The organism is Tistrella sp., assembly GCF_002684955.1.
Lineage (GTDB): Bacteria > Pseudomonadota > Alphaproteobacteria > Tistrellales > Tistrellaceae > Tistrella > Tistrella mobilis.
This window is the reverse complement of record NZ_NYWI01000040.1, coordinates 41,947-56,163: the sequence shown is the minus strand read 5'-3', so window position 1 is coordinate 56,163 and position 14,217 is coordinate 41,947. Positions and strand designations below refer to the sequence as shown.

General features: G+C 70.5%; 15 protein-coding genes. 7 read left to right on the top strand and 8 right to left on the bottom strand.

Annotated features, from left to right (window positions below; genetic code table 11):
• Positions 1–142 precede the first annotated feature (142 nt).
• Complete coding sequence (locus CMO28_RS14320; protein WP_296714566.1) at positions 143–2,347, bottom strand: primosomal protein N'; 2,205 nt, start codon at positions 2,345–2,347, stop codon at positions 143–145.
• A 345-nt stretch (positions 2,348–2,692) separates the two neighbouring features.
• On the opposite strand from CMO28_RS14320, the gene fsa reads away from it, so the two are divergent.
• The 3 genes from fsa to CMO28_RS14305 all read left to right on the top strand — a co-directional run bounded on the left by fsa (position 2,693) and on the right by CMO28_RS14305 (position 5,211).
• Complete coding sequence (gene fsa / locus CMO28_RS14315; protein WP_014746505.1) at positions 2,693–3,349, top strand: fructose-6-phosphate aldolase; 657 nt, start codon at positions 2,693–2,695, stop codon at positions 3,347–3,349.
• Between the two features lie 147 nt (positions 3,350–3,496).
• Complete coding sequence (locus CMO28_RS14310) at positions 3,497–4,204, top strand: DUF484 family protein (protein WP_296714563.1); 708 nt, start codon at positions 3,497–3,499, stop codon at positions 4,202–4,204.
• Positions 4,189–5,211, top strand: a complete 1,023-nt coding sequence (locus CMO28_RS14305; protein ID WP_296714560.1) for a tyrosine recombinase XerC — start codon at positions 4,189–4,191, stop codon at positions 5,209–5,211. The genes CMO28_RS14310 and CMO28_RS14305 overlap by 16 nt, the downstream gene beginning before the upstream one ends.
• On the opposite strand, the gene CMO28_RS14300 is transcribed toward CMO28_RS14305, so the two are convergent.
• From CMO28_RS14300 to CMO28_RS14280, 5 genes are all read right to left on the bottom strand, one after another.
• Positions 5,202–6,254 (bottom strand): multicopper oxidase family protein, encoded by a 1,053-nt coding sequence (locus CMO28_RS14300; protein ID WP_296714559.1) that lies wholly within the window; start codon positions 6,252–6,254, stop codon positions 5,202–5,204. The genes CMO28_RS14305 and CMO28_RS14300 overlap by 10 nt on opposite strands.
• Positions 6,203–6,646, bottom strand: a complete 444-nt coding sequence (locus tag CMO28_RS14295) for a multicopper oxidase domain-containing protein (RefSeq protein WP_296714557.1) — start codon at positions 6,644–6,646, stop codon at positions 6,203–6,205. The genes CMO28_RS14300 and CMO28_RS14295 overlap by 52 nt, the downstream gene beginning before the upstream one ends.
• A 61-nt stretch (positions 6,647–6,707) precedes the next feature.
• Positions 6,708–7,037, bottom strand: a complete 330-nt coding sequence (locus CMO28_RS14290; RefSeq protein WP_296714556.1) for a hypothetical protein — start codon at positions 7,035–7,037, stop codon at positions 6,708–6,710.
• A gap of 22 nt (positions 7,038–7,059) precedes the next feature.
• On the bottom strand, positions 7,060–7,785 hold the full coding sequence (locus CMO28_RS14285) for a Crp/Fnr family transcriptional regulator (protein WP_062761963.1): 726 nt from the start codon (positions 7,783–7,785) through the stop codon (positions 7,060–7,062).
• Positions 7,786–8,050: 265 nt separating this feature from the next.
• Positions 8,051–9,418, bottom strand: coding sequence for a hypothetical protein (locus CMO28_RS14280; RefSeq protein WP_296714553.1), 1,368 nt, complete (start codon positions 9,416–9,418; stop codon positions 8,051–8,053).
• A 161-nt stretch (positions 9,419–9,579) separates the two neighbouring features.
• Here CMO28_RS14280 and CMO28_RS14275 point away from each other — a divergent pair, with 161 nt between their 5' ends.
• From CMO28_RS14275 to CMO28_RS14260, 4 genes are read left to right on the top strand one after another with little or no spacing between them, the layout of a single operon-like run.
• On the top strand, positions 9,580–9,897 hold the full coding sequence (locus CMO28_RS14275) for an EF-hand domain-containing protein (RefSeq protein WP_062761961.1): 318 nt from the start codon (positions 9,580–9,582) through the stop codon (positions 9,895–9,897).
• A gap of 3 nt (positions 9,898–9,900) precedes the next feature.
• Positions 9,901–10,476, top strand: coding sequence for a sigma-70 family RNA polymerase sigma factor (locus CMO28_RS14270; protein WP_062761960.1), 576 nt, complete (start codon positions 9,901–9,903; stop codon positions 10,474–10,476).
• Positions 10,473–10,883, top strand: coding sequence for a hypothetical protein (locus tag CMO28_RS14265; RefSeq protein WP_296714550.1), 411 nt, complete (start codon positions 10,473–10,475; stop codon positions 10,881–10,883). Before CMO28_RS14270 ends, CMO28_RS14265 begins: the two co-directional genes overlap by 4 nt.
• Positions 10,880–11,341 (top strand): periplasmic heavy metal sensor, encoded by a 462-nt coding sequence (locus CMO28_RS14260; RefSeq protein WP_296714548.1) that lies wholly within the window; start codon positions 10,880–10,882, stop codon positions 11,339–11,341. The genes CMO28_RS14265 and CMO28_RS14260 overlap by 4 nt, the downstream gene beginning before the upstream one ends.
• A gap of 107 nt (positions 11,342–11,448) precedes the next feature.
• Here CMO28_RS14260 and lpdA read toward each other — a convergent pair whose 3' ends face one another.
• On the bottom strand, positions 11,449–12,861 hold the full coding sequence (lpdA, locus tag CMO28_RS14255) for a dihydrolipoyl dehydrogenase (RefSeq protein WP_296714545.1): 1,413 nt from the start codon (positions 12,859–12,861) through the stop codon (positions 11,449–11,451).
• Between the two features lie 75 nt (positions 12,862–12,936).
• Positions 12,937–14,163 carry a 2-oxoglutarate dehydrogenase complex dihydrolipoyllysine-residue succinyltransferase gene (gene odhB / locus CMO28_RS14250; RefSeq protein ID WP_296714924.1) on the bottom strand — a complete coding sequence of 409 codons (1,227 nt, stop codon included), beginning with the start codon at positions 14,161–14,163 and terminating at the stop codon, positions 12,937–12,939.
• Between the last annotated feature and the right edge of the window lie 54 nt (positions 14,164–14,217).

The following is a 14,217-nucleotide window of genomic DNA, read 5'->3' as shown; positions in this document are numbered from 1 at the left end:
TTGCGACAGCGAAAATCGCCGTTGTGCCTGTGACGCGCATCCGGGGCTCGCGGCCGCCCGATACCGGTTACCACCCCGGAGGATCAACCGGCGGATCAACTGCCCGCGCGGCAATAGGTCGCAACCGGATCCTTGGAGAGCGTCAGAGAAAACTCTGCGGATCGACGTCGATCTGCACACGCACCGCACCGCGCACCGGTACGAGATCGCGGGCGCGGGCCATGGCGGCGGGCAGGTCCGCGGCACGATCGGCCATCACCAGCAGCCGCACCCGATGGCGGCCCCGCAACAGGCTGATCGGCGCCGGTGCCGGCCCCAGCAGCCGGGCACCGGGCGGCAGCGTCCGGCGGAGCGCGCGTGCGAAGACATCGGCCGTGGAGCGGGCATCGCCCGGATCGGGTGCCGAGACCACCACCGCCGCCCATCGGCCGTAAGGGGGCGCGCCCGCGGCCCGCCGCTCCGAGGCTTCCGCGTCGAGGAAACCGTCGCGATCACCGGCGATGAGCGCGCGGATCACCGGATGGCCGGGATCATAAGTCTGCAGCAGCACCCGCCCCGGATGTTCGGCCCGCCCCGCCCGGCCGGCGACCTGGGCGAGCAGCTGATAGGTTCGCTCCGCCGCCCGCAGATCGCCGCCGGCAAGCCCCAGATCGGCATCCACCACCCCCACCACCGTCAACCGGGGAAAGTGATAGCCCTTGGCCATCATCTGGGTGCCGATCAGCACGTCGATCTCGCCCGCCTCCATACGCGCGATCAGATCGGCGGCCTCGACCGGGCTGGCGATCGTGTCGCTGGTCATCACCGCCACCCGCAATTCGGGCATCAGGCTGCCGACCTCTTCGGCCAGACGTTCCACGCCCGGCCCGCAGGGGGCGAATTTATGTTCGGCCCCGCAGGCGGGGCAGGGGTCGGGTTCGGGCTCCTCGTGGCCGCAATGATGGCAGACCAGGCGCGGGCCGCCGGCACGGAAACGATGCTCGACCAGCCAGGCCTCGCAGGACGGGCAGCGCATACGGTGCCCGCAGGCCCGGCACAAAGTGAGCGGCGCATAGCCCCGACGATTGATGAACAGCATCGACTGCTCGCCGCGTTCCTTCGCGGCAAGCATGGCGTCTTTCAGCGGGTCCGAAACGAAGCGGGTGGCGGGCAGGCGCTCGGCACGCATATCGATCGCCTCCACCGCCGGCAGCACGGCAGCGCCGTGGCGGGCCGCCAGGCGACGGCGGCGATAGCGGCCGCGCTCGACATTGGCGAGCGTTTCCAGGGCCGGCGTCGCCGAGGCGAGAACCACCGGCACGCCTTCCAGCGCGCCGCGCATCACCGCCATGTCGCGGGCGTGATAGACGACACCGTCCTCCTGCTTGAAAGCGGCATCGTGTTCCTCGTCGACCACGATCACGCCCAGCGCCGGAAACGGCAGGAACAGCGCCGAACGCGCCCCCACCACCACCGGAGCGGTCCCCTCCGCCACCGCCCGCCAGGCGCGGCGGCGATGGGCCTGCCCCAGATTGGAATGCCACACCACCGGCGGCGCACCGAAGCGGCCGCGAAAGCGTTCCAGCCACTGGCTTGTCAGCGCGATTTCAGGCACCAGAACCAGGGCCTGGCGCCCCTGACGGAGGGCGGCGGCGATCGCCTCGAAATAGACCTCGGTCTTGCCGGAGCCGGTGACCCCGTCCAGCACTTCGACCGCGAACCCCGCCCCCACCGCCGCAACCAGGGCCGCGGCGGCCGCGGCCTGGTCGGGGCCGAATGCGGGGCCCGGCAGGTCGGGGGCCGGCAGATCGAAGGCCGGTGGCACCGGCCGGTCGACCGGCACCAGCGCCCCGCCATCGATCAGCCCACGGACCACGCCGTCGGACACGCCTGCCGCAGCGGCGAGCGCCGCCACCGTCGGCGGGCTGCCACCCTCTTCCGCCGTCACGCGCTCCAGCGTCTCCAGCACCGCCCGCCGCTGGGGCGTCAGCCGGCCCACGGGCGCGGCACCGGTCGCCACCAGCCCGGTCTCGGGCCGCGGCGGATCCAGCGCATCGTCGACCGGCAGCACCATGCGCAGCACGGCCGCGGGCGGCGAGACGGTATAGGCCGCAACCGCATCCACCAGCCGGCGCAGCGCCTCGGGCACCGGCGGGCAGTCGCGCCGCGCAGTCACCGGCTTCAGCCGCCCGGCCGCAAGGTCGCCTTCGCCGGGCCCCCAGACCACACCGGTGATCGTGCGCGGCCCCAACGGCACCTGCACCACGTCGCCGGGGGCGAGCCTCATGCCGGGCGGGACAAGATAGTCCAGCCGATCCAGCCGGCGCCCCGCCGGGCCGCCCATCGTCTGCAGCGGCAGAACGGCCACGCGAGACGTATCGGCAGGGGCATGGTCGGGAAACAACCCGGCGGACGGGTTCGGACTTGTATCCGGGGCGGTCATCGCATAAGCAGCAGTCGGGTGCGGACGGGTCGGGCGGATGGCATCATGCAACTGGCGGCGGCGCAAGGCTTTCGTTAAACTCCGCGCCAAACCGGCGGACCCACCACCCTTTGCCGGAAGGCCCGGACCGGGTTTTCAGGCATCCCCGACCGCCACGGAAGTGTCCGCCCGAACGCCGGCTTCCCCTGTCTTCGCCCGGTCAGGGCGGTCCGTCACTTCCATCGGCCCGTCACCCGACCGCCGATACCCTGGTTTCCAGAGGCCCGCATCATGAAGTTCTTCGTCGATACCGCCGACGTTGCCGAAATCCGCGATCTCGCCGCCACCGGCCTGGTCGACGGCGTCACCACCAATCCGACGCTGATCGCCAAGAGCGGCCGCAAGTTCGTCGAAGTGATCGAAGAGATCTGCGCCGTGGTCGCCGGCCCCGTCTCGGCCGAAGTCACCGCCCTCGATCACGAGAAGATGCTGGCCGAGGGCCGGTATCTGGCCCGCATCGCCCCCAACGTCACCATCAAGGTGCCGCTGACCATCGACGGGCTGAAGACCTGCAAGGCGCTCTCGGACGAGGGCACCCCGGTCAACGTCACGCTGTGCTTCTCGCCCGCCCAGGCGATCCTGGCCGCCAAGGCCGGGGCCCGCTTCATCTCCCCCTTCGTCGGCCGCTATGACGACATCGGCGCGCGCGGCATGGAGCTGATCGAGCAGATCGTCGAGATCTACGCCAACTATCCGACCTTCCAGACCGAGGTGCTGGTCGCCTCGGTGCGCAATCCGCTGCATGTGGTCGAAGCCGGCCGCATCGGGGCGGATGTCGTGACCGTGCCGCCCTCGGTCCTGCGCCAGATGTACCAGCATCCGCTGACCGACAAGGGCCTGGCCGCGTTCATGGCCGACTGGGAGAAGACCGGCCAGACGGTTCTTTGAACCACGGCCATCTGAACCCGGCGCATCATCCGATGCCGAGCGGCGCGGCCTGCGGCGATGACCCTGAGGGTCGACCCCGCAGCCGCGCCGTTCCATATTGAAGGGCAGACCCCTTCCCGCCACCCCGAGGCAGACCGACCCGCCAAGATGACCAGCAGCTCCGACACCGCCGCCCCCGCCGCCGGCCGCCCGATCCAGGACGCCGACGTGCTGGCGCATCTCGCCCGCCACCCGGATTTCTTCCAGCGCCACCCCGAAGCCCTGGAAGCCCTGGTTCTGCCGGGCCGTCGCCACGGCGACGGCGTCGTCGACATGCAGCGCTTCCAGATCGACCGGCTGGCACGGACGGTGGACGACATGCGCAGCAACCAGAAGCGCCTGATCGGCACGGTTCAGGCCAATGCCGAGATCGACCAGCGGGTCCGCCAGTCGGTCCTGGCCCTGGTCGAGGCACAGACCGTCGATGGCGTTGTCGACCGGCTGGTCCAGGCCGTCCCCCAGGCGCTGGGCATCGAATGCGCGCTGGTTGCGGCCGAAGGCGATGCCGGCCGGATGCCGGCGGGTGTCACCGCCCTTCCCCCCGGCACGATCGATCGCCTGCTGGGCGCCGGCCGGCCGCTTCGGCTGCGCGGCCGGATCGAGGCCGATGCCCGGGCACCGCTCTGGACCGAGAACGATACCGTCCGGTCCGACGCCGTCGTCCGCCTGGAGACCCGCGCCGACATGCCGCCGATGGTGATGGTGCTGGGCAATGGCCGTGAAGCCACCTGGCATGACGGTCAGGCGAGCGATCTGCTCGATTTCCTGGCGGCCGTGGCCGCCCGCTGCCTGGCCCGGTCGTGGCCCGGCGCCTGACGCAGGATCCGGCCGCGCCCCTGCCGGCGGATATCGCGGCGGCGGTCGAAGACTGGCGGCGCTGGCTGGTGGCCGAACGGCGCGCCTCGGCCAATACGGTCGCCGCCTATGACCGCGATCTGACGCAGTTCCTGCGCTTCATCACCGACTGGGCCGGTGGGATCGGTGATCTTTCCGCACTGGCCGCCATCGACATCCAGGGGTTTCGCGCCTGGAGGGCCCGGCGGCGTGCCGACGGCCTGAAACCCGCCTCCACCGCCCGGGCGCTGGCAGTGGTGCGCGGGTTCTATCGACGGCTCGATCGGGTACACGGCCTGCCGGCGCCGGGGCTCGCCGGTCTTTCGGCACCGAAACACGTCCGCCCCGCACCTCGCCCCGTGGCGGCGGCAGATGCCCGCCGGCTGATCGCCGCAGCCGCAGATATCGGCGCCGAAACCGGGCGCGACTGGGTGGCGCTGCGCGAACGCGCCCTCTTCGCCCTGCTCTGGGGGGCGGGGCTGCGCATCGGCGAGGCGCTGTCGCTGGACGGGCGCGACTGGCCGGCGCCGGGCAGCAGCCAGCCGGCCCTGGTGGTGCGCGGCAAGGGCGGCAAGCAGCGCCGGGTGCCGCTGATCCCGGCGGTGGTCGGCGCGGTCGAGGCCTATCGTGCCGCCTGCCCGCATCCGCAGACCCCCGACCGGCCGGTCTTCACCGGCGTGCGCGGCGGCCGGCTGGACCGGGCGGTGGCGGAACGGCACATGGCGGCGGCGCGGCGCGCGCTGGGGCTGGATGCGACCGCCACCCCCCATGCGCTGCGCCACGCCTTCGCCACCCATCTTCTGGATGGCGGCGCCGATCTCCGGATCATCCAGGATCTGCTGGGCCATGAGAGCTTGGCGACCACCCAGCGCTACACGGCGGTTGCGACCGAACGGATGATCGCCGCCTATGCCGCCGCGCACCCCCGGGCACGGCTGCGCAGCGGCGAGGACGAGACGGACGGCACGGACCGCCCCCCTCAGACATAGACCAGTTCGGTCATCATGCCGGTGGCCATGTGGTAGAGGCTGTGACAGTGGAACAGCCAGCGGCCGGGATTGTCGGCGGTGACCGCAATGGTGACCGCACTGCCCGGCACCACCTGCACCGTGTCGCGCAGGATACCGCCCACCGGCCGGCCATCGATCGCCGTCACCCGGAAATGATGGCCGTGAAGGTGCATGGGATGCGCCATGGCGGAGCGGTTGACCATGGTCACCGCCAGCACCTCGCCGGCCCGGACCTGCACCGGGCGGCGATCGGCCCAGCTCCGGCCGTCGATGGTCCAGCGATAGGGCATCATTCCACCATCCAGCACCATCTCCACCTGCCGTGCAGGCCGGACCACCGCGGCATCGGCGGGCATCAGGATCCGGTCCAGCGTCGCATCGACCGGTGCGGCCGGTCGTGCCGCCCGGTCGGATATTCTGGCGACCGCCGCCCCCGGCGTGGCGAGCAGAATGCCGGTGCGGATGGTATCGCCCTCACGCGTCGCCAGCAGCGGCACCACCCCGCCTTCGGCCGGCATGTCGACCAGCAGATCGACCCGCTGCCCCTGGGCAAGCGGAACGTCCGCGACCTCCTGCGCCGGCACCTCGTTGCCGTCCACCGCCGCCACGCGGACGGGATGGCCCCCCAGATCGAGCCGGAAGGCGGTGGCCGTCGCCGCATTGATCACCCTGAGCCGAACCCGCCCGCGCCGCTCGGTCCGCACCACCAGCGGATCGTCGAGCGTGCGGTCCTCGGCCAGGAAGGCATCGTAGTCGACATCGTTGAGATCGGCGCCCGCCGCAGCCTGGCCCATAGTCCCGTGGTTCATGGCACCGTGGGTCATCGTGCCGTGGTTCATGCCTCCATGCCCCGCCGCCGCCATGCCGGTCAGGCCGGCCAGGATCTCGTCCGGCGTCCGGAAGCTGAAGTCATGGAGCATGACCACCACCTCCTGCCGGTCGGCGGCGAGGTCGGCGGCACTGCGCACGATCAGGGGCGCCGCCAGCAGAAGCTGTTCCTGAAGGCCGGCATGGGAATGCATCCAATGGGTTCCGGGCCGGGCCGCGAAATCATAGGCGCCTGCCCGTCGGGCGGAATCAGCCCGGCATAGCCGGTATCGGTCACGCCATCCTGATCCGGCGGCGGGGTCAGGCCGTGCCAGTGGATGATGGTCGGCTCGTCCATCCGGTTGTGGAGGGCCAGGTGGAACCGCTCGCCGGGCATCAGTTCCAGCCCGTTGCCGCCGTCGGGACGGCGGAGCCCCCAGACCGTGGCGGCGCGGCCGCGGATGTCGATGACCCGGCTTGTGGCCGAAAGCCGGTGACGCGGCGCATCGGCATAGGCCGACGGCAGCAGGCCGCGCCCGGCCGCGGCCAGGGCCGCAGCGGCGCCCGCCGCACCGAGCAGGCGGCGGCGGGTGATGTTCATGGGCATGGAAAATCCCTTTCCGTCCGGAGATCCGATATCTGAAGAGAGGCCCCGGGGCGGGGCGCCTTCAGACGATCGGCGGACGGAACGGACCGGCCGGGTTGCGGCCGTCGGGCAGGAAGGTGGCCGGAAGCGATGGCCGGCCCGCATGGCCGAAGCCGACCGGGATCTGCAGGGCCGGCAGGGCTGCCGGCGCACACAGCATCGCGCAGGCGGCCATGCAGGCGCGATGCTGGCGATCGGGCGCCCCGCCATGATGGTCGGGGCAGGGGCCGGCGGCCACGACCACCATCGCCGGCATCGCCTCTGCCGCAGGCGATGCCGCCATGCCCCCACCCGACCAGGCGGTCAGGACCAGGGCAAAAACGGCGAGGGCTGCGAGGGCGAAGCGGCGCATGGGCGTGTGTCTGCGGGGGGTATCAGCGGGCGAGCAGCGCTTCGGGGCGGTCGCCGGCCGCCACCCGCAGCAGGCGCATGCGATCCGGCACCACCAGCATGCGGCCCCGGCGTTCCACCACCCCATCCTCCTGAAGCTGAGAAAGCACGCGGGCCACCGTCTCGCGCGCCGTGCCGACCCGCGCCGCAATGTCGCGCTGGGCCGGAAGACGGTCCACCACCCAGCGGCCCGGGGCCCCGGCATTGCCGTCCGAAGGCCTGGCCAGACGCAGGATCTCCACCGCCACCCGCTCGACCGCACGCAGCGTGCTCAAATCCATGATCCGTTCGTCGCAGGCGCGGATGATCCGGGCCAGACGCAACATCACCTTGCGCGCGACCGTCGGCTCTTCGGTCACCAGCCGGTCGAAGAGCTGGGGAGAGAGTGCGGCAAGCCGGCAATCGGTGGCCGCGACCACCCGCGCCGAGCGCGGCAGGCCGTCGATCGCCGACAGCTCGCCGAAATAGCCGCCGGCCTCGATGCGGGCAAACGAGACCTCACGGCCGGTCAGGGCGTAGTTGATGACGTCCACCACGCCTTCCAGCACCAGAAAGACGTCGCGATTGCTGCTGCCGTCATCGGCATCCAGCACCACCGCACCGGCCCCGTGACGCATGGTGCGCACCTGCGCCGCCACGGCGGCCAGGCTGTTGCGCGGCAGATCGGCGAGCAGATCGACGCGGGCCAGCTCTATGGCGAGAGTCGTCATCGGCAACAGGGCTCCTGGCGGTATGCGATGCGGCGGCGAACGGACCCCGGAGCCGGCGTGGAAATGCCCCGGGCGACGCCTCGGGGACAGCCGTGCGGGGGCGGACGGCGGTCTGCACCGCCCGGCCACTCTGCCGTTACTCCGAGACGTTAACCGTGGCCGGAAGGCCTGTCCACCTCGTCTCTGCGGCGATGCGAAAGTAATCGTCGCGTCGCGGCAAGTTATTGAGACATCCGTCACATCGCGTCTCGCGATACCTGGGACCTCAGGGTCCGGGCGCGAATTCCGGCAGCATCAGCTCCACCGCCCGGCGCCCCTCCGGAGCCGTGCCCTCGACCAGGAGCTTCTCGGGGATGCGCCCCTGCAGCCGCCCCTCGACCGGGCCGAGCAGATCGCCGAACAGCCCGTCGCAGAGCATCGACCAGTAGCCGGAGAGGGGGATCGGGTCCACCGGATCGTCGATCCATTCCGACCCGATATTCGGCGGCTCATAGGCGATCGAGTCCAGCTCCCACTGCCCGCGGCAGATGGTGGGGCGCGCGCCATCCCGCTCGGCGTCAGGGCCGGCGAACAGCATCAGCATCTGCCCCTTCGCCCCGGCGCGCATGCCGAGGCCGATGCCGTCGACATAAGCCACCCCGCGCCAGAGACCGAGCGGCGGGCCGTCATCCGCCGCCGGATCCCCATCCCCGTCGCCATCCGGCACCGCCGCATCGGCCGGCCCGGCATCCGGCAGGGCCCTGACGGCCAGATCGACCACCACCGGGCGGCCGAGCGGGGTGCGCGGCGGCACCGCCTCGCCCACGACGCCGATCGACCCCACGGCCAGGGCGGCGAGATCGGCATCATAGCGCCGGCCCGGTTCCAGGCAGTGGAAACCCGCGACCACCGCCGTGGGCGGCATCGGCACCGGGGCGGCTTCGGCGGTCGGCACCGGTGGCAGGGCGGGTTCAGGGGCCGGGGGTGGGGCCAGGGGTGGGGGTGGGGGCGCGGCCGGGTCGTCCGCGATGGCGGGCGGGGCTGCGTAGCCATAGGTGCCCGGCGCCATCGGCGCCAGAAAGCCTATACAGTCCCGCTCCGTCACCCGGAAGCGCTCCACCGGCAGCGGCCCGAACCGGCTCGGGATCACGGCCAGAGGCTCGACCGCCAGGCGGATCGGTCCCTCATCGTCCTTGAAGGCGAAGAGATCGTCGAAGCGGGGAGAGCGGGTCTGCGCGCCCGAGGCCGCAAGCGCCCCGACGTAAAGCCCGGCCATGGGTTCTGCCTCGTCGGCCGGTGCCCAGAAGGCGCCTTCGGCATCGACCTCGCCATCCGCGCGCTGATGATGACGCGCGATGTCCGGCGCATTGTTCACGCCATAGCGCGCCGCCCGGAAGATCAGGCGGCCATCGGCCACGGGAATCCGCATCCACCGCCCGGACGGAGCCGGTGGATCGGCCTGATCATCGGTGCCGGCATCCGGGACGGCCTGCATCTCTTCCGCCGGGTGAGCCGGGGCCTGGGGCGCTTCAGCCTGGGGGGCCGACGCCTCGTCCGCAAGGGCGGCAGGCGCCAGCATCAGGGCAAGCAGCAGCAGAGAGGCGCCCCGCAGCCGGCGGCCATCGATTGTCTGGTCCCGGGAGGCGGTTCTCATGCCGTCGATCCCATGTCTCCACACGCGCGGCTGTGCCGCAAGGGCAGGACAGCCGCGAAGGACGATACCCGGCTTCTTCCGAAATCAGAAGACCCCGCGACGGAAACGCCGGCACCCGGGCGTAGAGGGGGTGAGCCTGTCCATCAGAGCGGAGACATCCGATGACCAGCCACCACCGCCGCCTTCTCCTGACCGCCTGCCTTGCCCTTGCCGCCGGCCTGCCCGGCCATGGCGGCGCAGCCGAACCGCCGACCTTCACCTCGATCGATACCGACGGGAATGCACAGCTCAGCCGCGAGGAATGGGGCAGGATGGTGTCGGCCCAGATCGCGGCCGGCGAAAGCCGGGCGGCGAAGCGCCTTGCCGAACTGCCGGAAGGGCGACGCACCGACATGCTCGACCGCCGCTTCCGGTCGCTGGATGCCGATGGCGACGGCAGCCTGTCCCAGGCGGAATGGGACGCCCGCAAACCCGAGTGAGGCATGGAGGATCCCGAAGACGATGTCCTGATCGGCCGCGTGGCAGCGGGGGATCATACCGCTTTCGCCCTGCTGATGGCGCGCCATATGCGGCGTGCCATCGGCATCGCGCGGGGCGTCGGCCGCAATCCCGCCGATGCCGACGAAATCGCGCAGGATGCCTTTCTGCGGCTCTGGACCCATGCCGGCCGCTTCGATCCGGCACGCGGCAGCTTCACGGCCTGGTTCGCCCGGATCGTGCTGAACCTCACCCTCGACCGGCGACGGCGACCGGCTGCGCTGGCGCTGGAGACCGCCGATGCCGTCGTCGATACCGCACCCGACGCCCTTACCCGCCTGATCGGGGCGGAACGCGAGGCCCGGCTTCAGGCGGGGATAGACCGGCTGGACCCGCGTCAGCGCGCGGCGATCGTGCTGTTCCATTACGAAGGCATTGCCGGCCGCGACTGCGCCCGGATCCTGGAGATCAGCGAAGATGCCTTCGAGAGCCTGCTTGCACGGGCGCGCCGCAAGTTGCGACACGCCCTCACCCCCATCGACCCGGACGCCCGGGCCAGCCGGAAGGAGATCGGATCATGACCCCAGACAGCTTCTGCCGGCTGCTCGATGCCTGGGGTGCCGATATCTCCCGCTGGCCCGAAGACCGGCAGGCGGCGGCACGCGCCTGCCTGGAGGCGCATCCCGATCTGCTGGTTCCGCTCGCCAGGGCAGCCGCACTGGATGCCGCCCTCCTGAACACGGCCCCGCAGATCCCCGACCGGGAGGTCGCCGCGGCGATCGCGGCCGTGGGGCATCGGCTTAAGACATCCCGCCAGGGGGCCGGGCGGGCGGGCCGTATCGGCTGGCCACTGGCCGCCCTGGCCGGCGCCGCGGCCATCCTGCTCGCCATCGGCCTGCACGGCCTGCCCGGCACGGCGGATGGTGCGGCCATGATGACCCTGCTGTTCGACAGCGATCTTATTCTGCTTGATGGAGCCGTCCGGTGATCCGTCCGCTCATCCACCGCCTGCGACGCCCGCGTGCAGAGCGGCTGGCCCTTGTCCTGTCGGTCGCGGCCAACCTCGCGGTCGCGGCATATCTGCTCGTCGCCGAACCTGCCCGCCCCTTCGGCCGGGATATGGCGCCGCGCGCCGCACGCCTGGTGGAGATGATCTCAAACCGCCTGCCGCCGGCAGAGGGCGCCAGATTGACGGCTCTTTATGCGGCGCGGCAGCCGGCGATGGCGGCGGAGGACATGGCCTTCCGCCAGGCGATGATTGCCGTCATGACCGAGATCGAAAAGCCCGAGGTGGACCGCGCCGCCCTGCATGCGGCTTTCAACGAGGCCCGATCCATCCGCAGCCGCTCCGCCGATCTGGTGATCGACATCTTCGTCGAGACGCTGGCCGATGCCTCCCTCGAGGCCAGGCAGCAGATCGTGGCAGAGATCCGCGGAGCACGCTGACGCCGCGCCGAAGCCGGCCCCCCACGCAAAACGCCCGACAGCGCAGACCGCTGCCGGGCGTTTGTGCGAAAACCTTCCCGCGACCATATGGTCACGGGATATTTTCATTACATATTGAGCGTGCGGCCGTCGACCGCCAGCGCCGCTTCCTTCACCGCCTCTTCGAGGGTCGGATGGGCATGGCTGGTGCGGGCGATGTCCTCGGCGCTGGCCTTGAACTCCATGGCGAGCACCAGCTCGGAGATCAGGGTGCCGGCATCGGGGCCGATGATGTGGGCGCCCAGAATCCGGTCGGTCTCGGCATCGGCCAGGATCTTCACGAAGCCGTCGGTCTCGCCCACCGCGCGGGCGCGGCTGTTGGCCGAGAAGGGGAACTTGCCGGGCTTGTAGGCGATGCCGTCGGCCTTGAGCTGTTCCTCGGTCCGGCCGACGCTGGCGACTTCCGGCCAGGTGTAGATCACACCCGGGATCAGGTTGTAGTCGATATGCCCCGACTGGCCGGCGATCATCTCGGCCACGATCACGCCCTCTTCCTCGGCCTTGTGGGCGAGCATGGGGCCCTTGATCACGTCGCCGATGGCGCGGATGTTCGGCACATTGGTGCGGAAATGATCGTCGACCTCGATCCGGCCGCGCGGGCCGGTCTCGATGCCCACGGCCTCAAGGCCGAGGCCCTCGGTATAGGGCTTGCGGCCGATGGCGACCAGCACGGCATCCGCCTCGATGGTCTCGGTATCGCCGCCCTTGGCCGGCTCGACCGTCAGCCTGATCGCGTCACCCGAGGTATCGGCGCCGGTGACCTTGGTCGACAGGCGGAACTTCAGGCCCTGGCGGCCCAGGATGCGCTGGAACTGCTTGGAGACCTCGCCATCCATCTCGGGCGTGATCCGGTCCATGAACTCGACGACGGTCACGACCGAGCCGAGGCGGCTCCAGACCGAGCCGAGTTCCAGGCCGATGACGCCGCCGCCGATCACGACCAGACGGCCCGGCACTTTCTCGAACTCGAGCGCGCCGGTCGAGCTGACGATCCGCTTCTCGTCGATCTCGACGCCCGGCAGGTCGACATGGGTCGACCCGGTGGCGATGATCGTCTCGCAGGCCTTGATCGTCTCTGTGCCGCCGTCGTTCAGCGCCACCTCGATGGTGGTCGCATCGACGAAACGGCCGGCGCCCTTGAAATAGGTGACCTTGTTCTTCTTGAACAGGCCTTCGATACCGCCGGTCAGCTGGGAGACGACCTTGCCCTTGCGGGTCATCATCGCGGCGAGGTCGAGTTCGACACCCGACAGCTTCACGCCATGCTCTTCCAGCCCATGCTTCGTCTCGGCATAAAGCTCCGACGACTGCAGCAGCGCCTTCGACGGAATGCAGCCGACATTCAGGCAGGTGCCGCCCAGCGCGCCGCGCTTCTCGACGCAGGCGGTCTTGAGCCCCAGCTGGGCCGCGCGGATCGCCGCAATGTAACCGCCGGGGCCGCCGCCGATGATGACGACGTCGAAGGATTGGGTATCGCTCATCTCATGCATCCTCAAGAAGTCGGAACGCCCGCCGCCGGATGAAGGCGGCGGGCGCGGGAGGGATCTGCGCGTCGATCAGAGATCGAACAGCAGCCGCTCCGGGTTCTCGATGCATTCCTTGACGCGCACCAGGAAGCTCACCGCTTCCTTGCCGTCGATGATGCGGTGGTCGTAGGACAGCGCCAGATACATCATCGGACGGATCACGACCTGGCCCTTCTCGGCCATCGGACGCTCCTGGATCTTGTGCATGCCCAGGATGCCCGACTGCGGCGGGTTCAGGATCGGCGACGACATCAGCGAGCCGTACACGCCACCGTTCGAGATGGTGAAGGTGCCGCCGGTCAGCTCTTCCATGGTGAGCTTGCCGTCGCGGGCCTTCACGCCGAGCGCATTGATGGTCGCCTCGACGCCGGCGAAGGACAGCTGGTCGGCATCGCGCACCACCGGAACCACCAGGCCCTGCTCGGTGCCGACGGCAACGCCGATGTCGTAGTGGTTCTTGTAGATCAGCTCGTCGCCGTCGATCTGGGCGTTGACCGCCGGATACTCCTTCAGGCCCGCGATCGCGGCCTTCACGAAGAACGACATGAAGCCCAGCTTCACGCCGTGCTTCTTCTCGAAGCCGTCCTTATAGCGGTTGCGCAGCGCCATCACCTGCGACATGTCCACCTCGTTATAGGTGGTCAGGATCGCGGCGGTGTTCTGGGCATCCTTCAGGCGCTCGGCGATGCGGCGCCGCAGCTTGGTCATGCGCACGCGGGTTTCGCGCTCGCCGGCCGGCTGGGCAGCCTTCGGTGCCGGGGCAGCCGCGGGCTGGGCCGGGGCAGCAGGCTTCGCCGCAGCGGCACGCTGCACATCGTCCTTCATGACCCGGCCGTCACGGCCGGTGCCCTCGACCGAACCGGCATCGATACCGGCATCGCCGGCCGCCTTGCGGGCCGCGGGCGACAGGATCTTTTCGGCGGCGGGGGCGGCAGCCGGTGCGGGCTCGGCCTTCGGCGCCGCCTTGGGAGCCTCGGCCTTCTTCGGCGCCTCGGCGGGCTTCGCGGCAGCGGCACCCTGGCCCTCGCCGATCACACCCAGCAGCGCACCGACTTCGACGTCGGCACCTTCCTCGGCCAGGATATCGGTCAGCACGCCCGATGCGGGGGCATTGACTTCGAGGGTGACCTTGTCGGTCTCCAGCTCCACCAGCGGCTCATCGGCCTCGACACGGTCACCGACCTTCTTGAACCACTGGCCGATGGTGGCCTCGGTAACCGATTCGCCCAGGCTCGGAACTTTGATCTCGACGCTCATCACGATCCCGATTTCGTTCATGTCCCGGCATCGACGGCCGGGAAGCTACAACAC